Here is a 26910-nt window from a genome sequence, read left to right as displayed (position 1 = left end):
CGCCCTTTCGCTGCCTAGGGTTCAACCCTCGACCCCTCGGACCAAGGAGCTTCGATGACACAGGTGTTCGGCGGGAACAGGCCGGCGGTGATAGCCGATCCACCGGACGAACTCGAATGCGACATCCTCATCATCGGCTCCGGCATGGGCGGCGGCACGCTCGCCTACGCGCTCCGCGACTCCGGGGCCCGCGTCCTGATCGTCGAGCAGGGCGACTTCCTGCCCAAGGAGGTCTCCAACTGGTCGGCCAAGGATGTGTTCGTGGACGGCCGGTACAAGAACTCCGCCCTCTGGTACGACGAGACGGGCAGGGGCTTCGTCCCGGGCAACTACCACTACGTCGGCGGAAGCACGAAGATGTACGGCGCCACGCTGCCCCGCATGCGCGAGCACGACTTCGACGAGGTCGAGCACCCCGACGGCGTGTCACCGGCATGGCCCCTGAGCTATGACGACCTTGAGCCCCACTACGCCGAGGCCGAGCGCATGTTCTGGGTGCACGGCCGGAAGGGCGAGGACCCCACCGACCCCTGGCGCTCGACGGACTTCCCGTTCGCGCCGGTATCCCATGAACCGGCCGTGGCCGGGTTCGAGGCGAGCCTGCGCGAACAGGGTCTGCACCCCTTCCACCTTCCTCAGGCGATCGATCTGCGGGAGGGCGGCAACTGCATCCGATGCCCGAGCTGCGACGCCTTCCCGTGCCTGGTCGACGCCAAGGGAGACGCCGACGTCGCCGCCGTGCGCCCGGCACTGAAGTCGCCGACGGTCCGGCTGCTCACCCGCGCCGAGGTCAAGCGGCTGGAGACCGATTCGCGCGGCCGCCAGGTCACCACCGCCCGGGCACGCCGCGACGGCCGTGACATCTCCATCCGGGCGAAGCGTTTCGTGGTCTCGGCCGGCGCGGCCAACACGGCGGCACTGCTGCTCCACTCCGCCTCCGACGCGCACCCCACCGGCCTGGCCAACCGCTCCGACCAGGTGGGCCGCAACTACATGACGCACGTCACGACGTTCTTCCTGGCGGCGGACCCTCGGCGGACCAACGACGACGTCTACCAGAAGACGCTCGGTCTCAACGACTGGTACAGCGCCGGAGCGGACAACCGCCACCCCCTGGGCAACGTGCAGGGGCTCGGCAAGTTGCGCGGCCCGATGGTCAAGAACGCCCGCCGGATGGTCCCGATGCCGATCCTCGACGCCGTGACGCGCCGCACCCTCGACCTGTTCCTCCAGACCGAGGACCTTCCGCTTCCGGAGAACCGGATCCGGCTCGGCTCCGGCGACCGCATCGTGGTCAGCCGCCGGCCCACCAACCTGTCCGCGCACCGTGAACTTGTCACCCGTATGAAGCAGGTGGCCCGCCGCGCCGGATACCCGGTGACCCTCCACCAGATGCTGGGCATCGAGGCGACGTCGCACCAGTGCGGCACCGCCCGCATGGGCGAGGACGGGGCCGGCAGCGTCGTGGATTCCCGCTGCAAGGCCCATGACGTGGACAACCTCTGGATCGTCGACAGCTCACCCTTCCCATCGTCCGCGGCGGTGAACCCCGCCCTCACGATCGCGGCCCTCGCGCTCCGGGTGGCCGCCGCGGGCGAGCTCACCTCCTGACCGGCCGACACGAACGGAGAAGTCATTGAACGGCGACCAGGCGAGCCCGCGGGGCGTCCCCACCATCCGGAGCGTCGACCACGTCGCCTACACGGTCCCGGATCTGGACGCCGCCGTGTCCTTCTTCGTCGACCACTTCGGCGGCGAGCTGATCTTCTACGACGGCCCTTTCTCCGGGCAGGCCGAGGAGATGACCCGCCACCTGAACGTCGACCCCCGCGCCGTCTGCCGCCTGGCGATGGTCCGGGTCGGCCTGCACACCAACCTCGAACTGTTCGAATACGAAGCTCCCGAGCAGCGGCCGTCACCCCCGAGGAACAGTGACATCGGCGGCCATCACCTGGCGTTCTATGTCGACGACATCGACGCCGCGCACGCGTATGTCAGCGCGATCCCCGGGGTCACCCTCATGGACGGACCCAACGGCGTCGCACCGGACTCCCCGGTGGCGGGCCAGCGCTGGTTCTACTTCCTGACCCCCTGGGGCATGCAAATGGAACTCACCTCCTGCCCCGGCGGCCGCTTCTACGCCGACCTGCCCGGAGCGCGAATGGCTCCTCCGAGTGAACACTGGCGATAGCCCTGCCGACGAAGGGGTGAACTGTTCGGCCCTCGCCTGTGATGCGTCTGCATATCCACCCCGGCTCGGCACGGTCAGTTTCCGTAGCGCGCCCGGCACACCAGCAGGGCGCCACGGAAAACCAGAAGGAGGAAGGCTGTGCCGAACCGAATCGACGTGCCGGACAAACCTGACGTGCACCTCGACGATGTCGCGTATGACGCGATCGAATTGGCCAACGAGTCCGGTGAGCCCGTGACGGTGGCCCTCGGAGAGAGGGAGACCGTCGTCGAGCCCGGTACCAAGGTCGGCCCTGCGGCAATAACCGCGCGTTTGCTCTACGCAGACGAGCGGTAGCAATCCGCAACTGACGGTGGTCCGGTGCAGCACGGCCGGACCATCGTCCCCTGAAACCACCTGCCGTGGGTGATTCCGGTGCCCTCGGGGGCGAGGAGCGTTGGCCGCATCGGATGAGGACGGGCCGACGACAGGAGGACCACCATGAACGAGCTTGCGAGACCCATCGCCGCGACGGACTACCCCCTGCTGAACGTCTTCTGGACCATGCTGTGGTTCTTCCTGTGGGTCCTGTTCCTGATGGTGCTCTTCAGGATCCTCGCCGACATCTTCCGCGACGACCGGCTGAGCGGCTGGGGCAAGGCGGGATGGTCGATCTTCGTGATCGTGCTGCCCTTCCTCGGCGCCATCGTGTACCTGATCGCGCGCGGCAGGGACATGGGGGAACGCGACCTGCGCGCCGTCCAGAAGCGCGACGACCAGTTCCGCGCCTACGTCCGCGATGCGGCCGGGCCGCCGGAGCACACGAAGACCGACGAACTGGTCAAGCTCGCCGAACTCAGGAACCACGGCGACATCAGCGAGGTGGAGTTCCAGCAGGCGAAGACCAAGATCCTCGCCTGAACCGTCTCAGACGCTCTGGGCGGTGACGCGGCCGCCCTTGACGGCGTCGGCCAATGCCCGGTGGTCGCGTTCGTTCTGGTCGGCGTAACTCTCCGCGAACTCCCCCAGGGCCCGGTCGAAGGCATCGCTCTTGCCGAGATAGGCGGCGATCGCGATCGGATCACCGGAGCGTGCGTGGGCCCGGGCCAGGGACGCCCCGCACAGCCTGCCGAAGAGTTCCATCGTGTCCGGCGGCATCGTCTCGGGCTGGGCGATTCCCTTCCAGTCGCGCAGTTGCCGCACATAGAAGTCGCGTTGCCGCGCGGCGGCGGCGTACGGGGCGAGGACCGACTCTCCGGCCTCCTTCGCCTGCAGCAGCAGGGGGTCTTCGTCGTCCCTGCCCAGCATCAGGACGATCCAGCAGCGGGTACCGACGCTGCCGACACCGACCACCTTGCGCGCCATGTCCACCGGATGGAACCGGCTCAGCAGATGCCTGCGCTCGGGGGAGAGGCTGCGGCGGTAGCTCTGGAGCAGGCCTCGCAGCGTCCTTTCGAGTTCGGAGCGCTCCTCGTCCGGAAGCAGGTCCGCGATGGGGGTGATCAGGGGCGGGTCGGGGTTGATGCGGCGCCTGCGGCCGTCGGCCGGACGCGTGAGCTTGTCGAACGCCTGGATGTTGTCGCGGGTGCGGGCCTTGGCCTTCGCCCGGGACGCTCTCCGGCGGGCGTTCTTGTCCAGGCGCTCCTGCAGGATCGCCTGGAGTTGGTCGGCGTCGTCCTGGGCGTACCAGACGTCGAGGGTGCGCATTGCAGCGAGGTCGTGCATCCGCTTCCTGTAGGCCTGGACGCAGGTCCGCACGATGGCCCGGCGTTCCCCGGCGGTGAAGGCGTTGGCGCGGGCGGCGATGACGAAACTGGTGGCGAGCCGCTTGACGTCCCATTCGAACGGTCCCGGCAGGGTCTCGTCGAAGTCGTTGATGTCGAAGAGCAGATGGCGCTCGGCCGAGGCGAGGAGCCGGAAGTTCAGCAGGTGCGCGTCGCCGCACAGCTGCGTCGTGATCCCGGTGTGCGGCGCGGGTCCGAGATCCGCGGCCATGATCGCGGCCGCGCCCCGGTAGAACCGGAACGGTGACTCCAGCATTCGTCCGTACCGGATCGGCGCGAGTTCCGGGACGCGCTCGGCGGACTGCCGTTCGATGACGCCGATGGGATCCGGACGCTGTCCGTCCGGTTCGAACGCGGCGTGCCCGGTGCGGGGCACCCTCGCACGCGCGGCCTTGCCGTACGCGGCCCGCTCCGAAGGGCTCAGGTGATCGCTACGAGCCGTCGTCATGGCCGGTCCTTCCACTAGACGCCTCCCGCCATTGCGTCGCCGTCGGCGCAGGCGCCGCATCACCCGGATGAGGTGAATGGCCGGCGCTCGTCAGCGGGTGAAGATCGTGCTGGCCAGGGCGACGTGGAGGGCGGTGCCGCCGAGGATGCTGAGCAGGGCGTTGCGGCGCCACAGGTGCAGGACGATGGTGGCCGCCAGGGCGGCCGGCGGGGCCAGAGCCTCCGGCCGTGGCAGTGGCAGGGTCGCGGAGGCAGTAGACGACCAGGATGGCCATGACGCCGGCGGGCATGCGGGTGTTGAGGTACCGGACGATGCCGCTGGCGCGCAGGGGCGCCAGCGCGGCGAACGGCAGGGCCCGCAGCGCCCAGGTGACGGCGGCGGCGACGATGATCGCGGCGATGGCGTAGCGGGAGTCAGGCATGGCCGGGCCTCCGGCCGGTGGTGGCGTACCTGACCAGGAGCCCGCCGGTGAACAGGGCGAAGGCGACCAGGAGTACCTGGCCGGGGAACAGCAGCCGGGCGGCCAGTGCGCTGAGGAGGGCGAGCACGGGGATGGGCAGGTCGCCGCGCAGGTCGCGCAGGGCGTCGAGTGCCAGCACGGTGAACAGGGCGGTCAGGGCGAAGTCCAGGCCGGTGACGCTGCCGGGAATGACGGAGCCGAGCAGGGCCCCGGCGGTCGCGCTCGCTGTCCAGTACAGGTGCAGGAACGACTGCAACCACAGGATGCGCCGGCCGGGCCAGGAGCGGGCCTCCTGACCGGTGGTCAGCGCGTAGGCCTCGTCGCTGAGCGCGAAGGTGCCGTACGCCTTTCCGAGACGGCCGGTCACACGGTGCAGAGGGAATGACAGCGCGTAGAAGACGTGCCGTACGTTCACCATGAAGGCGGTCACAGCGACCGACGCCAGCGGGGCGCCGGCGGCGACCAATCCGATCAGCAGGAACGAATCGCGGAACGCCGCCCGTGCGGAAGACGTCCGCGGCGGGGCGGGCCGAGGCCGGTCACCGGCAGGACGGACGGTTGAGCAACGTCGAACTGGCCCGGCGGGTGGGCCTGACCCCGCCGCCCTGCCTGCGCCGCCTCAGGCGGCTGGAGGAGGGCGGTGTCATCACCGGCTACCGCGCGATCATCAACCCCGAGGCCGTCGGCCGCGGCCTGGAAGTCCTGGTCAGCGTCGAGGTCTCCGCCACCGACCGGGAGACCGTCGAGTTCCGGCGTATGTACGGCCGCCCCGACTACTTCATCCGCGTCGCCGTCGTCGACCACGCCGCCTACGAAGCCTTTCTCACCGGCAGGCTCTACGGGCTTCCCGCGGTCCTGCGCCTGGAATCCCGCCTCACCATGAAGAAGATCAAGGCGGACGGCTGATGTCAGGGCGGCACCCGGATCGTCGTGAGGGCGGCGGCTCCTAGCGTTCGGCCTGCGACGTGACGCGCTGAACGGCCTGGACGGCGGCATCAGGCTGCTCGACGTAGATGTAGTGTCCGCTCTTCGCGGCCGTGGTCAGCCGGCTGCGGCTGGATAGCGCGAGCCATTTGCGCTGGCCTGCGGTCCACGCCTGCTCCAGGCGCGGCCCGTACTTGGGAACGGCGGCGAGGTACGGCTTCCCATGCTTGATCACCTCGACCGGAATCCTTCCGGCCGGACGGACCTCTCCGTCGGTCATGACGAGCTTTTCCGGGTTGTTCCCTTGGAAGATCGCAAGATTCTGCGTGCGCAGCTGGGCCGCCTGCCCCGTGGCCGACTTGGGAATCGCCTTCGTGATGTCCTCGGCGATGGTCGGTGGCGTCGCGTCCATCAGGACCAGCCCCTTGACCCTGTTCTGATGGTCGGGGGCGTACCGTGCGGCGATCAGCCCGCCCATCGAGTGCCCGGCCAGGACGACCGGCCTGTCACCGGCGACCCGATCGAGCACCCCGGTCAGGATCTTCCCCGTGGTGGCGAAGCTCTGCGGACCGTCCGGCTTGTCGCTCGCGCCCGCGCCGAGCCGGTCGTAGGAGCAGACACGATTCGTCTTGCTCAGGGTCTTCTGGAAGGCGGCCATCTTGTCCAGCCCATCGCCCCCTCCGTGCAGAAGGACGACGACCGGTTTGCCTATCGCCAGGGCGCCCGAACATGACACGTTCACCGACCGGCCCGCGACATCGATCTTCTTGGTTCCCGAGAACGGATCGGCAGAGGCTTTGGGAGTATCGGAGGCGAATGGGTCCCAATCCGCCGCCGTATCGTCATCGCAACCGGCGAGTCCCGCGCCGGTCACGGTGCAGCAGAGCGCGACCAAAGCGGCTGCCTTGATCTTGCTGGGCATGATGTCCTCCGGTGTGAGAATCCACGCTGAAATGATTCCGATGGCGTGTGGTGGGAAATCGGCGGAAGCGCCGCCGCTTCGCCGAAACGCTATGGAATCGACGGCTCGGGAATCGTCACCGCACGGTGGACATTCGCCGGTAGCTCGCACGGGGGACAGGGGTCCCGCCGCCAGCGGCCGATTCCGCATCGGCGCAGCGCACGGGCCGCCGCGGCCGCTACCCTCCTCCAGTGATCGATCTCCGGCGGATCCCGGACATGTGGCGGCGGTGTGACGTCACGGTCCGGGACCTCCCGTTGGCGCTCCTGCTGGTCGTCGCGTCGTTCCTGCCCGTGCTCCGCGGCCAGGAGACCGAGGTCGGCGACATGCCGCCGCGACCCTTCGACGCGCTGGCCATCGTGGTGCTCGCCCTGGTGTGCCTCCCCCTCGCCGTCCGCCGTCGGTGGCCTGCCGCCTGCCTCGCCCTGGTGTCGCTCGGCTTCGCCGTCGCCGAACTCCGCAGCTACCACATGGTCGCGGGCACCGCGCTGCCCTTCGCCCTGCTGAGTGCGGGCGCCCACCTGGAACGTCACCGGCGCGCCACTGTGGCCGTCCTGTCCGTGGTCTATGTGATGCTGGCGATCGAGCTCGACCGGTCGGGCTCGACCGAGGGCCTGGACGGATTCGTGGTCTTCTACGTGGCGCTGGCCGTCACGTGGGGGATCGGGGCCTGGTTTCGCTCCGGCCGGGCCGCCGAGGCCGAACGCCGCCTCCGCGTCGCCGAGGCCACCCGCACCGCCGAACGCACCCGCATCGCCCGCGAACTCCACGACGTCGTGACCCACCACGTGACGGCGATGGTCGTGCAGGCCGAGGCGGCACGCTACCTGACGGCCGTCCCCGATCGCCTCGACGAGACCCTGAACGCCGTCGGCGACACCGGGCGGCGGGCCATCGGCGACCTGCGACACCTGCTCGATCTGCTCAATCCCGACGACGACACCGTTCCCGACGGCGGCACAGCTGCCAGAACGCCGTCCGTCGGCGAACTCCGCACGCTCGTCGAGCAGACGCGCCTGGCCGGCCAGCCGGTGGAGTTCACCGAGGAGGGCAGGCCGGCGGCGGCGGCCGGCAGCGCCGAATTCGTGGCCTACCGGGTCGTGCAGGAGGCCCTGACGAACGCCCTCAAGTACGCCCACGGCAGCCGCACCGTGGTCCACATGCGCTATGGCTCTAGGGAGATCACCGCGGAGGTCAGCACCGATGGTTCCCGCTCGCCGTCCGGGTCTCCCGGCGGGAGCGGGCGGGGCCTCGCCGGGCTCCGCGATCGCGTCGACGCCCTGGGCGGCGAGTTCAGCGCGGACGACCGGACGGGCGGCGGCTTCTTGGTGCGGGCGCGCATCCCCGCGGGCAGCCCCTCGTGAGCGCGCCGATCCGGGTTCTGGTCTGTGACGATCAGGCGTTGATCCGCACCGGGTTCGCGACGATCATCGATGCCCAGCCCGACCTTGAGGTGGCGGGGGAGTGCGGGGACGGACGCGCCGCGGTCGACCTCGCCCGCCGGCTGAACCCGGACATGGTGGTGATGGACGTCCGGATGCCCGTCCTCGACGGGATCGAGGCGACCCGCCTGCTGGCCGGCGCCGGGGTGCCGGATCCCGTCAAGGTGCTCGTGGTGACGACGTTCAACCTGGACGAGTACGTGTACGAGGCGTTGCGCGCGGGAGCGAGCGGATTCCTGCTCAAGGACGCCCCGCCGGCGCAGCTCCTCCACGGCATCCGCACCGTCGCGAGCGGAGCCGCGCTGCTCGCGCCCGAGGTGACACGGCAGCTCGTCGGCAGATACGCGGCGCGGATCCGTCCGCCGGACGGCACGACGGACGACGTCGCGCTGACCCCGCGCGAACTGGAGGTCCTGCGCCTCATCGCCGACGGCCTGTCCAACAGCGAGATCGCCGCAACGCTGGTGCTCAGCCACGAGACCGTCAAGACGTACGTGTCGCGCATCCTCACCAAACTCGACCTGCGGGACCGCGTGCAGGCGGTGGTCTACGCCTACCGCAACGGCCTGGTCACCTGAAACCTCCACCGCAAAGCGGGCTGTGGCGGAACCACCCGACGAGGGGCATCGTCTCTTCTTCCATGAACTTCCCGGGCGAGGGCGTCAACTCGGTTCCGGACTCATGGTCGGCGCTACTGCATCCGCGCCGTGACCTCGGGCCCGTTCCGGCGATCGAGCTCGACGGAGAGGCCGCGCGCCGCTGGCGTGCACGGCTCGACGGTGACCGCGCCGAGATAGAGAAGGTCCTGGCCGCGGTGGAGACCGCAGGGGCGGCGGAGGCGGTCCGCGCCTACCTGGACGGCGCCGCCGACCCAGTCGGCGCGGCGTTCGTGGCGGTCGCGGTCCTCGGCCGCGACGGTGACCTGGCGGGTGCGGACGAGGAGCAGGCCGCCGCACGCTACGCGGAGGTGGTCGACGCGTGGGCCGTGGAGCAGGGCGTCGTCTTCGCCGCGTGCGCGTTCACCGAGATGCAGGGCATCGTGGTGCGGCGCGACCTCCCGGCAGGGCGGCGGAACGAGCATGCGCTGCGTTACCGCCGGACCGGGAAGATCACCACCTTGCGGACCGAGCGGCCGGACGATCCGGCGGAGCGGTATCTGCGCGGCTGGCGGGCGGGCCGCCGGATGCGCGCTCTGCTCGCCGCCGCGTCCGACGACGACTACGGATCCGCGGTGGAACGGCTCGGCTCGCTCCGTACCACCCGGGTGCGGCGCGCGACCGCCGCCTACCTCGTTCCCACCGAGCTGGACTGGGTGGAGCAGTGGTGCCGGGAACGTCCGAAGGACCATCTTCACGCGACGGGCGTGTGGGCCATGCGCTTCTGCGCTGTGAGCATTCCGGCGCACCTCGCGGCGCTGGGGGACTCGGCGGTCCTGAGCGGCGAGGCCCTCGAATGTCCGGTGCTGACCACGATGGCCGTGGCGCTGGGGGACGCGCTCGCCCCGCTGTTGTCGGTGGCTCTCAGACGCCATGACGGCCTCGATGTCGGCGTGCTTGCCGCGATCCCCGGCGATGCCTCGTTCCGCCTGCTCCTGGAGACCGCCGAGCAGACGCCCGCGACGGACCTGCTGCGCGACGCGCTGCACCGTTACCCGGTGCGGACGCTCGACCAGACCGCCCGGTTGTGCGCCAGGGGAGGCCGCACGGGTACGGTCGCCTCCGACGTCCTCGACGCCTGGGCGCGCACCGAGCCGGACCTGCTCCGCTCCGCCGCTCCCGAGCTGGGCTCCGGGGCCCGGCGGCTCGTCTCCGCCGCAATGGAGAAAGCCCGGCCATGCCCCGAGGCCCCCGCCGGCGCGCTGCCCAAGGCGCTGGTCGCGCCCGCGTGGACCCGCAGGTCCGAGCTCGCCGAGCCTGTCACCATCCCGGGTCTGAAGGCCCCCGACGAGGTCACGGTCCACTGGACCGACGGCGCGCACCAGGCATGGGCCCAGGCCGACATCAGGGAGTGGGCCGGCAGCTACGGCGTCAAGCCGGACTGGGACAGGATCTGGCGTCCCGGCGATTGGCGCGACAGCGGGATCGTCCTTCCCCTGGTGTTCGCCCAAGCCCCGTTGGACGTGGCGCGCCCCCTGCTCGCCGAGTGGGACACCACCGAAGGGCATCGGGTCCCCAACGCGATCAAACGGACGGTGGCCCGATTCGAGATGGAGGTCTACCCGCTCGTGTTGCGGGAGCTCGGCACAACTCCCGTTCCTACGGCGAGTTCCTCCTGCCCTACTGCGGGGCCGAGGTCGCCGTGCTCATGGCCGACTGGTTCGTCCGGCTCAAGGCCGCCCGGAAGACCGCGGCCGCCTGGCTGGAATGGCACGGCACCGCCGCCGCCCGGATGCTGGTGCCCGCCGCGCTCGGCAAGGAGGGCCCCGCCCGCACTGCGGCCGAGGCCGCACTGCGGCACATCGCCGCCGTCCACGACGACGAGACGGTCCTGGCCGCCGCCCGCGAACAGGGCGAACCAGCTGCCGCCGCACTCCGGACGTTCCTGGCCACCGACCCCCTGGACGTCGTTCCGCCGACCGTCCCCGCCACACCCGGCTGGCTGGACCCCGCCTCGCTCCCCCGGGTGGCGCTGCGCGACCGGCGCACCCGCCTGCCGGACGACTCGGTCGTTCACCTGCTCACGACGATGGCCCTCTCAACGCTCGACGCCCCGCATCCCGGACTGCGCGTCGTGCGCGAGACCTGCGATCCGGCGTCTCTGGCCGAGTTCTCCTGGGGGGTGTTCCGCGCCTGGCAGTCGAACGGCATGCCGTCGCGGAGCAGCTGGGCGTTCACCCAGCTGGGCCTGCTCGGCGACGACGAGGCCGCGCGCCGCCTCACCCTCCTCCTCCGGGAGTGGCCGGGCGAGGGCGGGCACGCCCGAGCGGTCACCGGCCTGGACGTGCTCGCCGCCCTCGGCACCGACATCGCGCTCATGTGCCTCAACCAGATCGCGCAACGGGTGCGGTACAAGGGGCTGAAGACCAAGGCCCGCGAGCGGATGGGACAGATCGCCGACCGGCTCGGCCTCAGCCCCGACCAGCTCGCCGACCGCCTCGTCCCCGCGCTCGACCTGGCCGCCGACGGTTCCCTCACCCTGGACTACGGGGCCCGGACGTTCACCATCGGCTTCGACGAGGCGCTCCGGCCGCAGGTCGCCGACCAGGCGGGCAGGCTCCGCAAGTCCCTCCCCAAACCCGGCGCGAAAGACGACGCGCGGCTGGCCCCCGCCGCCTACCAGCGGTTCGCGCAGCTCAAGAAGGACGTCCGCGCCATCGCCTCCCACCTGGTCAACCGGCTCGAACGCGCCATGGTCGACCGGCGCCGCTGGACCGCCGAGGAGTTCACCGCGCTCTTCGCCCGCCACCCGTTGACCCGGCACATCGCCGGCCGCCTGGTCTGGCTCGCCGTCACCGACGATGCCACGCGCACGTTCCGCCTCGCCGAGGACCTCACCCTCGCCGACGCCGCGGACGCCGCCTTCGTCCTCCCCGGCGACGCACGGATCGGCATCGCGCACCCCCTCGACCTCGGCCACGACCTCGCGACCTGGGCCCAGGTCTTCGCCGACTACGGGATCCTTCAGCCGTTCCCGCAGCTCGGCCGCGACACCCACCGGCCGACCGAGGCGGAGAGGACGGGCCACCGGCTCGAACGGTTCGAGGGCGTGACCGCGCCGACGGGCGTCATCCTCGGGCTGACCAGCCGAGGCTGGGAACGCGGCGACCCGCAGGACGCGGGGATCGAGCACGCCTTCCTGCGCCCCCTGCCCGAAAACCGGTACGCGCTGGTCTTCCTGGACCCCGGCTTCGTCGCGGGCGGGACCCACGCGTTCGAGGAGCACACCCTCACCCACGTCTTCGTGTCCGACGACCGGTACGGAACGGCGCTCGGAAGTACGGTCCGGCTCGGCGACCTCGACGAGGTCACCGCATCCGAACTGCTCCGCGACCTGGCCGTCCTCAAGGAGGCCACCACGTCCTGACCGGCGGCGCGGCGGCGACATGGCTCGACCTCCGCGTTCTGATGAACGCTCTCCCGCCGGGCCGCGTCAGACGACCATGCGCCGCCTCGTCCTCATCGGAATCCCCGTAGCCGTCTTCTGCGCGTGGGCCTTCTACCCGGCCGTTCTCGCGTACACGTTCACTTTCGGTGAGACGGGCACCGCCACCGTCGCCGCATGCCGTCCGGGCAGCGGAGCGGGCCGTACCACCTCCCTCCCCTCCTGCCACGGGACTTGGCGTACCGCGGACGGGGAGTTCGGCGAGGGCGGAATCTACAACCTGAATCCCCATGAGGCCGGGGGCGACACCGTCCAGGTGCGGATCGGTCCGCTGGGCCCCTACGCGTACGGGTGGGCCAAGATATGGGTGACGCCGGTCGTCTCCGGGGTCCCCATCCTGCTCGTCCTTGTCGTCTCCGTCGTCGTTTACCGGACGAGAGTCCTCCCTGGCCGCAGGCTCACCGATTCCATCCTCACCGCACCCGGCGCGCTGATCGTGTCCGACGCCGCGGTGCACCGCCCCGACGACTCACCGCATGTCCTCCTCAGAGCTCTGCCGGATCCACCGCTCGGTCATCGGCGTCTCGAACTGCCGGGCCGGATGGAGCGCACGGACGAGCGTCCCGGCCCCAAGGGCCGCCGCATCATCTTCCAGTCCGTACTGGACGCGGACGAAGGCCCGGTGATGCTCCTTGAGCACCGTTCGGATGCGGCGCTGGAACCCGAGACCGTGCTGCTCGACCCGTCCGGCGCCCCACGGATGATCGTCCGCCGGAACGGCGTAGGACGATTCCGGTTGCTGGACGCCACCGGTGCCGAACTGGGATCAGCCCGTGCGCCCCGGGGTGTCCGCACTCCGGCTCTGGAGGTCCGCGACGGTGAAGGGAGGCAGATCGCCATGACCGCCAAGCGCGGGCCGAAGTGGGTGCTGCGAGTCCAGGAGGAAGCGCCGCAACCGCTTCGCGACGCCGCGCTGGTCCTCGCCCTCGTCCAGAGCCGCATCATCTACTAGAAAAGATTTTGGCGCGTTCCACAAGGTCGTCGCGTTGTGACTCGGGAGCGCAGGTCGTTGGGCCCCCGATGCCGTTGACCCCCTAGATGATCTTAGATAGATTTCCCTGCAATGGTGCGCTCGGCGATATGGCGATAAGGGTTCGTGGCCGGACCACTCCGATCTGAAAGGGGTTGTTGCACCGCCTCCCCGGGGATATTTCCCGGGTGTTTCGCGCAATTAATGCGATCGTCGGCGGCCTATCGGGGTGGCGCCGGAGATCCGGTGCCGATTTCGCTCCCACAGTGATCGGAGAACCGATGACGATCTCGCTCACCGACCAGGCGGGCGTCGACTCCCAGGACGAGTTCGACCTCGACGTCCGGGTCTCGGAGCTGTCGACGTCCGCCGAGATCCTCAGCTGCACCGACTCCTGTCCATGCTTCACCGCCCCCTGCCAGTCCACGCCGACCTGCCTGGAAGGCATCTGATCAGCCCGGTGCGCGGCGCCCGGCAAGGGTGATCCGGAGCAACCGCGCCGGATCCCGCGCTGGACGTTCCCGGCCCCGCGCCCTTGGCGGATGACCGTCCGGCCGGAGCCCCGGACCATTTTCATCCGACCGTCCCGATATGGGCGCAGCAGGAAAATGGTTCGCCCGACAGGGACCGGAGCTCCGCCGGACGGGCATTTGAGAAACGGCAGGACGATTTTGGGCGTGGATGGCAGGAAACTGACCCGCAAAGAGGTCGCCGAGCTCGCTCGCCAGGTGGCCGATCGATTGGCCACTGCCCCTGCGGCCGGCGGGTGGGAGAATTTGGGGAGCGGAGATCTCGGAATTGCTTTCGCCCTTCTCCACGCGAGCGAGGCACTGGATGACGAGCGTTATCTCAAGGCCGGTCAAGCCGTTCTTCGCCGCGCCGCCGAGGCCACCGCGCGGGAACCTCTGGTGGCGGCGGGCCTGTTCACCGGTACAGCGGGCTTCGCATGGGTGCTCGCCGAGTTCGCGCGCCGTGATCCGCGTTATGGAAGATCGCTGCGCTCGGTGACCGACCGTCTGGCCGAGCGGACGCCGGATCTGCCGGAGCACGGCGGTGTCGCCCTGGGCGACTACGACGTGATCAACGGTGCGGCGGGGCAACTGGCCGCCGTGCTGAAGGCCGCGGAGACCCTGGGTGCGGCCTCGGACAGCAAGCCGCTGGACGCCGCCGACAGGCTCGTCGCCTACCTCCTCAAGGTCACGGACCTCGACGCGGACGGTGCGCCGAACTGGTTCTGCCCACCTCGGCTGTACCCCAAGGCGGCGCCCTGGTTCCATGACCAGTTTCCGGACGGGATGTACAACCTGGGCTTCTCCCATGGGCTGCCGGGAATGCTGGCCGCGCTGACGCTGGCGGCCCTCGCGGGGATCAGGCGGCGGGAGGCGGAGGAACGGGTCGCCGAGCTCGCGGACCGGCTGGCGGAATGGCGCCTGGACGACGGCGGCGGACCGAGCTGGCCCGGCGCCCTGCGGGCCGCCCCCGGGTCCCGGCTCCCCGTCCGCACCGAGGACGACGCCCCGGCCCGTACGGCGTGGTGCTACGGCGCCCCCGGTGTCGCGGCCGCGCTGCTGTCGGCCGCCACGATCAGCGGAGACACGTCCCTCGCGGTCGAGGCCCTCACCCGTGTGCGCGACACCCCGCAATCCGAGCGCCGGACGTTCGCCCCCACCCTCTGCCACGGTGTGGCCGGGCTGCTCAGCGTGTACACGCGGGCCTACGCGCAGACCGGCGACCCCGTCTTCGAGGAGATGCGGAACGACACTCGCGCGCGGTTGTGCGCCATGGCGTCGGACGAGCATCCCTTCGTGTTCGCCGACATGCCCGAGCCGGACAGCCCGTCGCACAACACCGGGCTGCTTGAGGGCGCGGCAGGAGTGCTGCTCGCCCTGCTCGGCACGGTCTCTCCTGAAGCCTCCCGTTGGGACGAGGTGCTGTTCTTGACACCGACGGCCATGAGTGCGGCATGAAGCACACCGGCCCCTACAAGGCGAGCGGGTTCTTCCTGCTCAGAGCTCCGGCGCTGCCGGTCCGCCCGATGCTGGACATCCTGGGGTCGTTCCCGGCCGCGGCGGGTGACGCTGAGGACGGCTGGCGGGACGACCACGCCCAGGCCCTGCTCAAGCTGTGGGGCATGCCGGGAGTGTCGGCCGCGATCCGTTCCGCGACGTCCGATCTCGCCGATGCCGTCGACCGCCTCGATGACCTGTCCCCGAAGGATCGGCACCGGGCCGTGCTGAGCCTCGGCCGCTACCTCAACAGGATGAGCCTCCGCGCGACTCCGTTCGGGCTCGTCGCCGGAGTCGCCGGCGGCTTCTTCGGCCGCCCCGGCGACCGAGCACACGCGCGGCTCGGTGACACCGCCATCGGCAGGGCGCGGGCCAGAGCCGACATGGGCTGGGTGATGCACCTGGCGAAGCGCCTCGCCAAGGATGCGGGCTTCGCCCCTGAGCTGCTGGTACGCCACAACGATCTGCTCTACGCGGGACGCGGCAGGGTGTGGCTGCAGTCCGCCGACGGCTACGGGACGAAAGAGAATCGCGCGGTCAGTGTTCGCCTGAACGGACCCCTCCTCGCCGTCCTCGAACACACGACGATGCCGAGGACCCTCGGCGACATACGCGCCCATCTGGTGGCCGGCTACCCCGGTGTCGCGGCGGAGAAGATCGACGGCCTGCTCCGGGAGCTGCTCGAACTCGACATCCTCGTCACCGCCGAGCGCCCCGGAATGCTGGCAGGCAGCGAGGGCACGCAGCTCCGCTCCCTGCTGCCGGCCATCGCGGACCCGGTGATGGCACAGGCCCTCGACGACGTCGAGGACGCGATCCAGGCGTTCAACCGGAACCGCGACGTGCACGGCGACCTGCGCGCGCGCATCGAGTTGCGGGCCAGGGCCGCCGCCGGGGACTACGAAGGCCAGGTCCTGCAGATCGACTCCGCGCTGGGTTTCGCGTCGCCCCCTGTTCTCCCTCAGGAGGTGGCCCGACTGGCGGAGGACGCGGCACGGGTGCTGTCCGTCGTGGGATCCGATCAGTACCCGCCGCCACTGCGGGAGTACGCCGACGCTTTCGTCGAGCGTTACGGGCTCGGCGCTGAGGTCCCTGTGCTGGAACTCCTCTCCGAGGAGTCCGGGCTCGGGCCTCCGGCGGGCTACCTCTGCCCGGAGCGGTCGTATCCGCTCGCCGGCGAGGAGGCCGACCCACCGGCCTGGACCGAACGCGAGGCGCTGCTCGTACGGATGGTGTCCACCGCGCTGGCCCGGCGCAGCATCAAGGTCTCCCTCGACGACCACCTCCTCGCCGAGTTCACCGACGCCGCGCACCTCGCCGACGACGACCGCCCCAGGTGGCCCTCGATCGACGTCCATCTGCAGCTCACGCCCCCCGGAACCGGTGGCGAGGGCTGGCGCGGCTTCGTCTCGGGGGTCGGCGTCACCCTCGGCGGCCGGACCTTCGGACGGTTCCACGACCTGCTCGCGCCCGAGGTCCAGTCCGCGCTGCGGGACCTGGCCGCCGCCGAGGAGGAGCTCATCGGGGACGCGCTGACCGTCGAGCTGACCTACCTGCCCTCGGACGCCCGGGCCGCGAACGTGTCGATACGGCCGCTGCTGCACGAGTGGGAACTGCCGGTCAACGTGGCTACCGACCGGCCCGCCGACCGTCTGATCGAGCTCGCGGACGTCTTCGCCGGCGTCGACGGCGGACGGCTCTACCTCCGCAGCCCGCGGCTGGACCGCCGCTTGCACGTGACCCAGCGTTCGATGCTGAACCTGGGAAAGGCACCGAACGTCTGCCGCTTCCTCGTCGAGATCTCGACCGCCCAGGCGCGGCGGGTCTCGCCCTTCGAGTGGGAGCGCCTCGCCGAAGCCACCCCGTTCCTGCCGCGGATCGAACGGGCCGGCCTCGTGCTCCGGCGAGCACGCTGGAGGCTTCGCGAGGACTCCATCGCCCGGGAGGCGGGGTGGGGGCACGCGGATCCGCTGCCCCCCTTCGCCGATGCCGTGCGGGCCTGGAGGGAGACGTGGATGGTGCCGCGCCTCGTCCACATGATCCAGGCCGACAACTCCATCCTGCTCGACCTCACCGGCGCGCCGTCCCTGGCCGAGCTGCGCGCCGCGATGGCGCGCGCACGGGCACAGGGCGGCGACGTCCTGCTGGAGGAGGCGCTGCCCGACCCGGACGAGGGGTTCCTCACCGATGCCTCCGGGGAGCGGTACGTCTCCGAGGTCGTGGTCCCGCTCGTGCGGGTCGACCCCGGTTCCGCCGAAAAGACCGCACCGCGGGGATCCGGGACGCGGCGCGCGCCGTTGACCGAGCGCGTCAAGCCGGTCGGCAGCGACTGGCTGTACGTCAAGCTCTACGCCGAACCGGACGCGCACGACGCCCTGGTGACCGACGACCTGGCCGCGTTCGCCGAGCGGCTGACCGGGCGGTACGGCGTCGCGGAACCGTTCTTCATCCGCTACGGCGACCCCGCGCCCCACCTCCGCGTCCGGTTCCACGTTCCGGACGAGGCGGTCCGAGAGAAGATCCTCGGTGAGACCGCGCAATGGGCGCGCGCGCTCACCACCAACGGCCGGGTCATCGAGTTCACGTTCGCCGCCTACCACCGCGAGATCGACCGCTACGGGGGCACCGACCTGATCGGACACGCCGAACGCTGGTTCCAGCGGGACAGCACCGCGGCCACGCTGCTGCTCGGGCACCTGCGCCAGGCGCCCCCCGAAGATCGTGTCGCGATGACCGCGCTCAGCCTGGAGCACATGGGCCGGATGCTGCTCCCCTCGCTCGACGACCGCCGCCGCCTCGCGCGGTCGGCCGCCCCCGGCCATGTCGGAGGTGCGGAATATCGCGACGCGGGACGCGCGCTCTGGGCGGACCTCACCGGCGGCGGTGCCGGCGCCCCCGCGCTCGCCAAGGCCGAGGAGATCTGGCGGCCCGCCGCGGCGGCGCTCACACGGCGCACCGACGAACTCGGGACGGGCCGCACGAACATCGCCGGGAGCCTGCTGCACCTGCACTGCAACCGGATGGGCCTGCCCCGCGACAAGGAGGAGATCACGTTCGGCGTCTGGCGGCGCCTGCTGGACAGGATCGCCAACACCTCGAACCGCTGAGGAGCGATTCCCGGGCGCTGGGCCCGGCGAGGCCATGCCATGTCGCCGCCTCGACGGCGACGAATATGTCGAGTTTGACCCGGGCATAGGCGGCCATCCGGTCGTCCTACGCCGCCAGGGCATCCAGCGACTGGTGGGTGCCCGATACCGCAGGCCTTCGCGACCGCATGGAGCTTCAGCTCGCCCGGCTCGTGCATCATCGGTGCGACCGGACATGTGTCCAATCTAGGAGGGGATCTTCATGACCGTTCACGGCAAGGTCGTCGCGATCACCGGCGCCAGCAGCGGAATCGGTGAAGCGACGGCTCGCCACCTCGCCTCGCTCGGCGCGGCCGTCGTCCTCGGCGCCCGCCGCACCGACCGGCTGGACCGGCTGGTCGCCGAGATCCTCGCCGCAGGCGGCGAGGCGGCCGCCACGCGCGTGGACGTCACCGATCCCGACGACCTCCAGTCGCTGGTCACCGTCGCCGTTGAGCGCTTCGGCCGTCTGGACGTCCTGGTGAGCAACGCCGGGATCAGCAGGATCAGCTCCATAGCGGACCTGGACGTCGACGGCTGGTCGGCGATGGTCGACGTGAACCTCAAGGGGGTCCTGCACGGGATCGCCGCGGCTCTGCCGGCGTTCCGCCGTCAGGGCACTGGTCACCTTGTCACCGTCGTCTCGACCTCCGGCCTGAAGATCGTGCCCACCCAGGCGGTGTACGCCGGGACGAAGAACGCGGTACGCACCCTCCTGGAGGGCCTGCGGCAGGAGAGCACCGACGGGGTCCTGCGGACGACGTCGATCTCCCCGGGCTACGTCCGCACCGAGCTCATCGACACCGCCGTCGACGATCCGGCCGTGCGCGAGCAGGCCAGGCAGAACATGGCCGATCTCGGCATCGACCCCGCGGCGGTGGCCCGGGCGATCGCCTTCGCGATCGACCAACCCGACGATGTCGAAATCGGGGACCTGACCATCCGACCAACTCGCCAAGGCTGAGTGAGGCAGGGTCCCGACAAAAGTATTGCTAGCAATGATCAATGTTCCAGCAAATGACCGTTTTGGGTGACATGAACTGCTCATGTACCAGATATGCGGACCCCGGCATCTACGCCAAGATTCCCGAACGGACAGCGGCCCATCATCGGCAGGCTCGCGACAAGCGCTCTGTTGATCGGTGCGCTCGGGCTCGTCACACTTCCGGGGTGCGACGACGATGACCACCGTTCTGCCACGCTGCAGCGGGCGACCAAACCGGACGGCCGAAAGACGAAACGTTTCACCATCGCGGCGACGGGTGACTTCCTTCTGCACCGAATCGTGATGGATCAGGCGGCCTCCGACGCGCGCACCGAAAAGCAGGACGGGTACGACTTCATGCCGATGCTCGCCGGGCTCAATCCCCTGATCGGCCAAGCGGATCTGGGGGTCTGCCACATCGAGACGCCGTTGGCCTCGCGATCGGGGCCCTTCATCGGCTACCCGGTGTTCAACTCGCCACCGCAGATCGTGGACGCGATCCGCGAACTGGGCTACGACACCTGCTCCACCGCCTCCAACCACGCCATCGACCAGGGAGAACCGGGCGTGCGCCGGACGCTCGACACCCTGGACAAGGCGGGCATCAGGCATGCCGGTACGGCGCGCACCGCGGAAGAGGCGAAGAAGATCAACCTCCTGGACGTCAAAGGGGTAAAGATCGCACAGCTTTCCTATACGTACGGCACCAATGGCATGACGAAGCCCCCTGGAAAGCAATGGCTCGTGAACGACGGGCTGAACCCCGGCAAGATCCTCGCGGAGGCGTCCAGGGCCAAGGAATCCGGTGCCGGCATCGTGATAGTCAGCCTCCATTGGGGCCAGGAATACCAGCACGAGGCCACGCCCGAGCAGCGGCGCCTGGCAGCGACCCTGCTGCGCTCCCGCAATGTCGACCTGATCCTCGGCGGCCACGTACACGTCGTTCAGCCTTTCGAGCAGATCAACGGCAAGTGGGTCGCATACGGAATGGGTAATCAGGTCGCCAATCCGACGGCGGGCACCCAGGCCACCCACGAAGGGCTCGTCGCCCGGTTCACCTTCACCTGGGACTCCCACGGACGGCGGTGGAAAGAGCAGCCCTCCTTCGTCCCCACGCTCGTCGAGCCCGGCCCGCCCATCAGAGTCCGGACTCTCATCCGCGGCGATTCGGCGGACCAGGCGGCAATTGACGACACGACACGAGTGGTACGAAGCCTCGGATACGACGTTCCCGACGCTTCGGATCAGGTCACCTCAATGAACCTTCAACGCCCTGCGAGAAACTGACACCGCGCCCGCGCCCGCGGGCAGGACCGCGGCAGCAGGGTCGGAGCGCGGGACGGCGGCGGCGCGGACCTACGGTCACTCCCACAGGCGTATGCGCTTCCCGTGGCCGAAGTCGTTGAAGTCGGCGACCACGGCGCGCCAGCCGTCCGGGTCGGCGAGGTGGGGACCGTCTATTCCGCCACCGAACTCGACGAGACCCTGCTCGTTGACGTGCGCCGTGAAGTAGGTGCCTATGTAGGAGGTCTCCGTCCGGACGTCCCAGTGGTAGCCAGAAGCACGTGATCGTCGATCGCGTTGAGGCCCCGGCGGGCTTCTTCCCGGTGCGAGGCGTCCTCCGCGTCCAGGAACTTCACCAGCGTGCTGCGCGAACCGCATGACGGCGGTTCGCAGATCCCGCCCCTACTCCGCAGGAGTCCGACTCATCCCCGCTTTTCGACCAAGAGGAGCAGCGCGTATGTTGCGCCGAGCGTGATGAGCCGGCGGCTGCCCCGGACTTGCTGTGCGGGACGCCCGCTACGGCCGTGCGGTCGACCTGTCAGCGCAGGGTGCGCAGGGGAACCCGGCGGAAGGTGATCGTCTCGTACGGGCCGGCGTTGCCTGTTTCGTAGAGGACGCCGACGGTCCTGGCGTCGAGCTGGACCAGGTCCGAGTAGGCGGCCGGCAGACCTGAGAGGGCGAGTGCGGATCGCCAGGTGGACCCTTGGTCGGTGCTGACGCGGAGGGTCAGGGCGGCGCGGCTGTTCGGGTCGGCCGGGCCGGAGTAGAGCAGCGGCGCCTGGGGGCCGGACGGCTGGAGGACGCTTCCCTGGACGACCGGGCCGGTCAGTGTGGCCTGCGGACGGAAGGGTGTTTGCAGCGTTTGGCCGCCGTCCAGGCTGAGGGCGTCGGCGCGGGTGCCCGGGGCGGTGCCGTTGTGCTCGCGGGTGTTGAAGTAGACGCGGCCGTCGGGTAGCTGTGCGGCCGTCGTCTCGTTGACGTTGACGTAGCCGTCGGGATTGTCGTCCACGTAGCCGATGTGCCAGGTCTGGCCGTCGTCGTCGCTGTAGAGGGAGTGCCCGCCGTAGTACCTGGCCTCGGTGCCGGTGTCGGTGGAGCCGGCGGGTGGCGCGATCGAGTGGTTGGCCGGGACGACGAGGCGACCGGTGTGGGCGCCGCGGGTCAGCCGGATCGCGTGGCCGGGACCCGTGGCGTACCAGCGCCAGTTGCCGAGTTTGGTGGACGTGGTGATCTCGCGGGGGCTGGACCAGGTGGCGCCCTCGTTGTCGCTGGACTGGACGAAGACGCGACGGCTCTCGTCGGCCGTGACCTCGCCCCGCATGATCGCCGCCTCGCCGGCGGTGCCCGCGTTGTAGGTGGTGAGCAGGACGATGCGGCCGCTCTCGCTGACGACGGGCGCCGGGTTTCCGGACGTGTTGGGTCCGCTGTCCTGGACGACCTGGAGCGGTCCCCAGGTGCACCCGCCGTCGGTGGACCGCTTGACGACGGTGTCGATGTTGCCGGCGTCGCCCAGCCCGGCGGACCGTCCTTCGGCAAAGGCCAGCAGGTCTCCGGACTTCGTGCGGATCACCGCCGGGATGCGGAAGGCGCTGTAGCCCTCGGTGCCCGTCCTGTAGAGGACGGACGTCTCGCAGCGTGCGGCCTGTGCGCCCCAGGCGGGGGCAACGGCGCTGGTGAGGACGGTCGCGAATCCGGCGGCAAGGGCTGCGCTGCGAGTGAGGGACGGCATGCTCTCCTCCAAATCGCAGGACGTCCGATGTCCTACGTCCTAGGGAAGGTAAGGGTGCGCCTCAAGAACGTCAAGCCTAGAGGGCATCCGACGTCGGACGTAGGATGTCCCACATCCACCCCACTGGGAAGGCTCGATATGCACGAGGCACCTGAGAAACCACCGCCGATCCGTCGCCGTCCCTTCACCTGGCGACGAGCCGCTCTGACGTTCGCGGTCCTGCTCGTCGGGTCGCTGGTCAACCCCATGGCCGCCCGGTCGGACACCGCGGCCGCCCCCTTCTTCGATGAGCAGGTGCTGTTCAAACAGCGCGACTTCGGTTACGCGTGCTTCCGCATTCCGGCCGTCGTCCGGGCGAACGACGGCACGCTGCTGGCCTTCGCCGAGGGACGCGTCAAGGACTGCGGCGACGACGAGGACATCGACCTGGTGCTGCGCCGCTCGTCCAACGGCGGGCAGACCTGGGGGCCGCTGCAGGTGGTCTCCGAGGGCAACGGCGAGACACACGGCAACCCGGTGCCGATCGTGGACAAGCGCACCGGACGGATCGTCCTGGTGACCACGCACAACGGCCCCGCGCCCTGCCCGAACGGCTGCGACCGCGACCCGTACGTGCAGTTCAGCGACGACAACGGGGCGACCTGGTCGGCGCCCCGGGAGATGACCGAGGGCAAGCGGCCCGAGTGGAATTTCTGGTATGCGACGGGTCCGATGCACGGCATCCAGCTCACCCACGGGCCGCACGCCGGACGCCTCGTCGTCGGCGCCAACTACGAGATCAACGACGGCGTGAAGCCGCACGTCTACGGCACGCACCTGCTCTACAGCGACGATGCGGGCGCGACCTGGCACATCGGCGCGGAGGGCTCGTTCGACGACGGCTCGATCATCGCGCAGGAGATCACGGTCGTGGAACTGTCGGACGGCCGGGTCTACGCGCTCGCCCGCGAGCGGGGCACCGATCCGGGGCACCGCGCGTACGCGATCAGCAGTGACGGCGGCGAGACGTTCGACAAGCCGTTCCGGACCCTCGACCTGGCAATGCCGGACGTCCAGGCATCGACGCTGCGGCTGCGCTCGACCGGCGACGGGGACGCGGGAAACCGCATTCTCCTGTCGGCGCCGGCACATCCCGTCGCGCGGGAGGCGATGGCGGTGCGCTCGTCCTACGATGAGGGCCGTACCTGGCAGCCCTGGGACAAGGGCAAGGTCTTCTGGTGGGGACCGTCGGCGTATTCCGACATGGTCAAGATCGACGATGACCAGGTCGGGCTCTATTACGAGGCGGGAGTGTCCACGCCTTACGAGTCGATCCGCTGGGCACGTTTCAACGAGGCATATCTCGCCACGCCCAACGGCACACCGCCGGGGATTCCCGGGCCTCCCGCTCCCGGCCCGACGACTCCGGACCGTTCGGAGAATCACAATGACGCCTATGTCCGGGGCGGGGCGCAGCCAGTGCCCGGACGTTTCGGCAACGGTCTTGGCCTGGACGGCGTGGACGACCGCGTCGAGGTGCCTTTCGACAAGTCGATCGACGTCGGCGGCGGCGACTTTTCGATGATGACGTGGTTCCGGTATTCCGACACCACCGGGTCGCATGCGCTTTTCTGGGCGTACCGGGTAGGCAGCGGCACCACGCCGCAACTGTGGCTGCGCGCGGAACCGGCCTCGAATCGGATCCGGGCGCTGATCATGGTGGATCGGTTCAACATCAGCGTCCAGTCGGCGAGCGCCTACAACGACGGCCAGTGGCACCACGCGGTGCTGCAACGCGTTCGCGGACGGTTCGCGCTGAGCATCGATGGTGTGGAAGTCGCCTCGACGACCGTCCCGCCGGGTTCGGTCACGGAGGGCAAGGAATTCGGCGTCAACGGAATCCACATCGGGCAGCGGCTGGACGGCGTCGACCGTTTCCGCGGCACGCTCGATGACGTTCGCGTCTACCGGCGGGCGCTGAGCCCCACCGAACTGGATCTGATCCGGACGCGCAACGCACCGATCGGTGGAGAGCTCGGGCTCTCCCTCCCCTTGGAAAAGGTCGGCTGACCCGGAGCTACCGGGGCTTCCCGCGCCGCGGCGCGGGAAGCCCCGGTACACGAGAACGATGAGCGTGTCCCGTACTGATTGGGCTGGGAACGTCACCCGTCCAGGAACGTGCCGTATTCGGGATCGACGACCAGGACCACGGCGCCGAACAGCAGGGTCGCGGGCAGGATCCAGGCCAGCGCGACGCACAGCCGCATCATCCAGCCGTTGAGGGCGAGGCCGCCGAGCAGGATCGAGATGCCAAGACCCGCCCACAGCACGTCCGAGCGCCAGTCGCCTTCGGCGGCCCCGCCGCGCGGATGAGCGAGCTCGGCCTGGCCGGACGCCCGGCCGCACCCGACCTGGTCCGCCGCCAGTTCACCGCTGTCGCGCCGGACGTGCTGTGGTGCGGGGACGTCACACAGATCAACCGTTGCAGATGAGGCCGAAGGCGCACACCGCCCCCGGCGGTGGTGATCAGCATCAACTCGGCGCCCCAGCAGATCGACGAATACCGCCTTCTCGTTCACCCGGTGGTCCTGGGTGCGGGCGAGCGGATCTTCCTCGCTCCGCTCACCATCGAGTTGGACAGCACCATCGTGTTCAGCGGCGGAGCCGTCGCGCACGTCTTCGCGGCGCGCCCGCGACCAAGCTGATCGGCAACCGGGGGCGGGCGCCCTCGTCGGTGGCAGCCATGGGGGCCACCGCCTGTTGCGCGTCGATGTCGTTCGTCCTTGCCGAGTAGCTGTGGGTGCTCCACGTTTGGCCACCTGGCGCCACTGATCGAAGCGCTGTCGGGATAGATCGGGTCGCATCAGGCTTCTGGGACCGGTTGCCACTGCCGCAGAGACGATAATCCGTTGGTCCATGCCTCCGTGACCTCGCAGAATAAGGCTTCGTGGTCACCTTCGTCTGCATCCGCTGCGATCAGCGGCTCACGGAAGATCTCGTCGAGGTGCCCCTTCCGCCGGCGGTTGATGAGGAACTCCGCGGCCCGCAAGGGTTCCTGCCGGCACGGATGCCGCGAGGGACCTTTTCGATCGCCCCGGAGTTGGGCGGGTTCCTTCTCTGTCCGGACGACATCACCGGAGTTGATCTGCACCCCGACTCCCGGCGTCGCAACGGTTGCTGCGGCCTCGACGGGTTGGACGGCCCCAACCTGATCTGCGCCGGGTGTGGTGCCGAGGTCGCGACGAAACAGTCGGATTGCTGGTCGCAACGGCAGGTCACCCTGCCGCCGGCTGCGGTCCGGCCGTGGTCGACTTGATTGGGGCTGGTCTTGTGCCCGGCGATGACCGGGCGTGGGATTACAGTGCGATCCGTGGGATTCATGCGGGACCGTCGGGACGGCGTCCGGGCCGTCCGTGAGTTCGCAGAGGCGCGCGGCTGGACCTTCATCACCTCGGCGGAAGAGCACCGGGCCCTCCTCGAACGGCTGCACGGTGAGCCGTTCCATCCCGAGTACCCGGAGCCGACGCCGTACCTGGTGCCCGGCCGGCGACAGCATCGGCTGTTCCACGTCATGCGCGGTGCCCACCACGGAGGATCCGCGGTCCTGTTCCTTTACACGGCCGAGCAGGAGATCCTCGACGACGGGTTCGGCAGGCGCGGCCGGGAGAGTTCGAGCTACTGGATCGTCGCGCTGGTGGACCTGCCGACACGTGTCCCTCGCCTGCAGGTCACGCCCCGTACAGCCATGCTGCCGCCGCGGCCGGGGATCACCACGGCGGACCCGCGCATCGACGAGAACTTCCACGTCCACACCGACGATCCCGCATGGGCTTCCCGGGCGGTGAGCGGACTGGCCCCGATTCTGCTCCAGGGCACCGGCCGGGCGTGGCGGATCTCCGGGGCCGCCATCGTGACCTGGGAGTGGATCAGGGCCCGGCCGCCGGGCATCCCGCTCGACCGGGTCGACGCGGTACTGGATGAGTTGGCTCTCATCGCCGACGGGATCTCACGACCACCGGACAGGTCCAGGCCCGGGAATCTTGAAGATGCTTGATCACTTGCCCTGACGCCACCACAAGGGCCGGGGGAAGCCGTGTTGCTGAAGGTGTCGCTGGAACGCGGTCGGCGGGCGGGGGCGGTAACTGGAGGCTTCCGTGTCCTGTTCGCTGAGGCGTTGGATGTGATCGCGATTGCGGTCAGGACATGCTGGAGGTGGACCTTGGAGGTCCCGCCGTAGCGGTAGTGGCACATCCGATGGCCGTTGACGGTGCCCTCGACGCCCGAGCATGAATGATAGAGGCGCAGCCAGGCGGGATCCTGCTGGTCGGCGCGGTTCTTGGCCTGGATCCGGTGCAGATGCCGGGGTAGGAAGTCGATCGTTCGTGGTGGGGTCCGTCTGGTGCAACGGGACCGATCGGGACACGGTGCGTGGTGATTCTTGTGGAAGCGGGCCACCAGGCAGGGGGCCATCGCCGGGGCCTGGACCCAGGTGCCGGTGACCTTGCCGTTCGGGCAGGTCACAGTGCGGTGAGCGAAGTCGAT

At 69.8% G+C, this 26910-nt stretch carries 26 protein-coding genes and 1 pseudogene; 18 read left to right on the top strand and 9 right to left on the bottom strand.

The annotated features are described in order from the left end of the window. Positions 1-54 precede the first annotated feature (54 nt). The 4 genes from ACQPXG_RS43750 (at position 55) to ACQPXG_RS43735 (ending at position 3091) form a co-directional block, all read left to right on the top strand. Positions 55-1611 carry a GMC oxidoreductase gene (locus tag ACQPXG_RS43750; protein ID WP_433465024.1) on the top strand — a complete coding sequence of 519 codons (1557 nt, stop codon included), beginning with the start codon at positions 55-57 and terminating at the stop codon, positions 1609-1611. 25 nt (positions 1612-1636) lie between these two features. Continuing rightward, positions 1637-2191, top strand: a complete 555-nt coding sequence (locus ACQPXG_RS43745) for a VOC family protein (protein WP_433465023.1) — start codon at positions 1637-1639, stop codon at positions 2189-2191. Between the two features lie 138 nt (positions 2192-2329). Further along, positions 2330-2527, top strand: a complete 198-nt coding sequence (locus ACQPXG_RS43740) for a hypothetical protein (RefSeq protein ID WP_433465022.1) — start codon at positions 2330-2332, stop codon at positions 2525-2527. A 144-nt stretch (positions 2528-2671) separates the two neighbouring features. Then, a complete protein-coding gene (locus ACQPXG_RS43735; RefSeq protein ID WP_433465021.1) occupies positions 2672-3091 on the top strand; it encodes an SHOCT domain-containing protein in 420 nt (139 codons plus the stop codon). A 6-nt stretch (positions 3092-3097) separates the two neighbouring features. On the opposite strand, the gene ACQPXG_RS43730 is transcribed toward ACQPXG_RS43735, so the two are convergent. The 3 genes from ACQPXG_RS43730 to ACQPXG_RS43720 are packed head-to-tail and all read right to left on the bottom strand — an operon-like array spanning position 3098 to position 5334. Continuing rightward, entirely contained in the window at positions 3098-4402 is a 1305-nt protein-coding gene (locus tag ACQPXG_RS43730) for a DUF2252 domain-containing protein (protein WP_433465020.1), read from the bottom strand. After that, positions 4386-4823, bottom strand: a complete 438-nt coding sequence (locus tag ACQPXG_RS43725; protein ID WP_433465019.1) for a branched-chain amino acid transporter permease — start codon at positions 4821-4823, stop codon at positions 4386-4388. The genes ACQPXG_RS43730 and ACQPXG_RS43725 overlap by 17 nt, the downstream gene beginning before the upstream one ends. Further along, entirely contained in the window at positions 4816-5334 is a 519-nt protein-coding gene (locus ACQPXG_RS43720) for an AzlC family ABC transporter permease (RefSeq protein WP_433470163.1), read from the bottom strand. Before ACQPXG_RS43720 ends, ACQPXG_RS43725 begins: the two co-directional genes overlap by 8 nt. A gap of 29 nt (positions 5335-5363) precedes the next feature. Here ACQPXG_RS43720 and ACQPXG_RS43715 point away from each other — a divergent pair, with 29 nt between their 5' ends. Then, positions 5364-5768, top strand: a complete 405-nt coding sequence (locus tag ACQPXG_RS43715) for an Lrp/AsnC family transcriptional regulator (protein WP_433465018.1) — start codon at positions 5364-5366, stop codon at positions 5766-5768. Between the two features lie 40 nt (positions 5769-5808). Here the strand turns inward: ACQPXG_RS43715 and ACQPXG_RS43710 are convergent, their stop codons facing one another. Next, entirely contained in the window at positions 5809-6708 is a 900-nt protein-coding gene (locus tag ACQPXG_RS43710) for an alpha/beta fold hydrolase (RefSeq protein WP_433465017.1), read from the bottom strand. A 230-nt stretch (positions 6709-6938) separates the two neighbouring features. On the opposite strand from ACQPXG_RS43710, the gene ACQPXG_RS43705 reads away from it, so the two are divergent. Next, the gene (locus ACQPXG_RS43705; protein WP_433465016.1) at positions 6939-8111 is read left to right on the top strand and encodes a sensor histidine kinase; all 1173 of its coding nucleotides are present in this window, start codon (positions 6939-6941) and stop codon (positions 8109-8111) included. Continuing rightward, positions 8108-8767 carry a response regulator gene (locus ACQPXG_RS43700; RefSeq protein WP_433465015.1) on the top strand — a complete coding sequence of 220 codons (660 nt, stop codon included), beginning with the start codon at positions 8108-8110 and terminating at the stop codon, positions 8765-8767. The genes ACQPXG_RS43705 and ACQPXG_RS43700 overlap by 4 nt, the downstream gene beginning before the upstream one ends. A 113-nt stretch (positions 8768-8880) precedes the next feature. Here the strand turns inward: ACQPXG_RS43700 and ACQPXG_RS43695 are convergent, their stop codons facing one another. Continuing rightward, the gene (locus ACQPXG_RS43695; protein WP_433465014.1) at positions 8881-9270 is read right to left on the bottom strand and encodes a hypothetical protein; all 390 of its coding nucleotides are present in this window, start codon (positions 9268-9270) and stop codon (positions 8881-8883) included. 1223 nt (positions 9271-10493) lie between these two features. Here ACQPXG_RS43695 and ACQPXG_RS43690 point away from each other — a divergent pair. The 7 genes from ACQPXG_RS43690 (at position 10494) to ACQPXG_RS43660 (ending at position 20663) form a co-directional block, all read left to right on the top strand. Then, on the top strand, positions 10494-12212 hold the full coding sequence (locus tag ACQPXG_RS43690) for a DUF4132 domain-containing protein (protein ID WP_433465013.1): 1719 nt from the start codon (positions 10494-10496) through the stop codon (positions 12210-12212). Positions 12213-12288: 76 nt separating this feature from the next. Next, entirely contained in the window at positions 12289-13242 is a 954-nt protein-coding gene (locus tag ACQPXG_RS43685; protein ID WP_433465012.1) for a hypothetical protein, read from the top strand. 299 nt (positions 13243-13541) lie between these two features. After that, positions 13542-13712 (top strand): hypothetical protein, encoded by a 171-nt coding sequence (locus ACQPXG_RS43680; RefSeq protein ID WP_433465011.1) that lies wholly within the window; start codon positions 13542-13544, stop codon positions 13710-13712. Between the two features lie 90 nt (positions 13713-13802). Continuing rightward, a complete protein-coding gene (locus tag ACQPXG_RS43675) occupies positions 13803-15227 on the top strand; it encodes a lanthionine synthetase C family protein (protein ID WP_433465010.1) in 1425 nt (474 codons plus the stop codon). After that, complete coding sequence (locus ACQPXG_RS43670) at positions 15224-18373, top strand: lantibiotic dehydratase (protein ID WP_433465009.1); 3150 nt, start codon at positions 15224-15226, stop codon at positions 18371-18373. The genes ACQPXG_RS43675 and ACQPXG_RS43670 overlap by 4 nt, the downstream gene beginning before the upstream one ends. A 241-nt stretch (positions 18374-18614) precedes the next feature. Beyond that, positions 18615-19355, top strand: coding sequence for an SDR family oxidoreductase (locus ACQPXG_RS43665; RefSeq protein WP_433465008.1), 741 nt, complete (start codon positions 18615-18617; stop codon positions 19353-19355). Positions 19356-19526: 171 nt separating this feature from the next. Beyond that, the gene (locus tag ACQPXG_RS43660) at positions 19527-20663 is read left to right on the top strand and encodes a CapA family protein (RefSeq protein ID WP_433465007.1); all 1137 of its coding nucleotides are present in this window, start codon (positions 19527-19529) and stop codon (positions 20661-20663) included. A gap of 75 nt (positions 20664-20738) precedes the next feature. Here ACQPXG_RS43660 and ACQPXG_RS43655 read toward each other — a convergent pair whose 3' ends face one another. After that, positions 20739-21038 (bottom strand): hypothetical protein, encoded by a 300-nt coding sequence (locus tag ACQPXG_RS43655; protein WP_433465006.1) that lies wholly within the window; start codon positions 21036-21038, stop codon positions 20739-20741. A 160-nt stretch (positions 21039-21198) separates the two neighbouring features. Further along, positions 21199-22389, bottom strand: coding sequence for a sialidase family protein (locus ACQPXG_RS43650; protein ID WP_433465005.1), 1191 nt, complete (start codon positions 22387-22389; stop codon positions 21199-21201). A 138-nt stretch (positions 22390-22527) separates the two neighbouring features. On the opposite strand from ACQPXG_RS43650, the gene ACQPXG_RS43645 reads away from it, so the two are divergent. Beyond that, entirely contained in the window at positions 22528-24438 is a 1911-nt protein-coding gene (locus tag ACQPXG_RS43645) for an exo-alpha-sialidase (RefSeq protein WP_433465004.1), read from the top strand. Between the two features lie 92 nt (positions 24439-24530). On the opposite strand, the gene ACQPXG_RS43640 is transcribed toward ACQPXG_RS43645, so the two are convergent. Further along, positions 24531-24947, bottom strand: a complete 417-nt coding sequence (locus ACQPXG_RS43640; RefSeq protein ID WP_433465003.1) for a hypothetical protein — start codon at positions 24945-24947, stop codon at positions 24531-24533. Between the two features lie 3 nt (positions 24948-24950). Here ACQPXG_RS43640 and ACQPXG_RS43635 point away from each other — a divergent pair, with 3 nt between their 5' ends. From ACQPXG_RS43635 to ACQPXG_RS43625, 3 genes are all read left to right on the top strand, one after another. Further along, complete coding sequence (locus tag ACQPXG_RS43635; RefSeq protein ID WP_433465002.1) at positions 24951-25073, top strand: hypothetical protein; 123 nt, start codon at positions 24951-24953, stop codon at positions 25071-25073. A 242-nt stretch (positions 25074-25315) separates the two neighbouring features. Further along, complete coding sequence (locus ACQPXG_RS43630) at positions 25316-25684, top strand: hypothetical protein (RefSeq protein ID WP_433465001.1); 369 nt, start codon at positions 25316-25318, stop codon at positions 25682-25684. Positions 25685-25738: 54 nt separating this feature from the next. Beyond that, entirely contained in the window at positions 25739-26422 is a 684-nt protein-coding gene (locus tag ACQPXG_RS43625) for a hypothetical protein (protein WP_433470188.1), read from the top strand. Positions 26423-26562: 140 nt separating this feature from the next. Here ACQPXG_RS43625 and ACQPXG_RS43620 read toward each other — a convergent pair. Beyond that, positions 26563-26889 (bottom strand): annotated as a pseudogene (locus ACQPXG_RS43620) (transposase); the annotation flags it as partial. Positions 26890-26910: the final 21 nt, after the last annotated feature.

The sequence above is a fragment of the Spirillospora sp. CA-128828 genome (assembly GCF_050945415.1).
Classification (GTDB): Bacteria; Actinomycetota; Actinomycetes; order Streptosporangiales; family Streptosporangiaceae; genus Spirillospora.
Note: the sequence above shows the minus strand (reverse complement) of the source record. Positions and strands in the feature narration are given on the sequence as shown.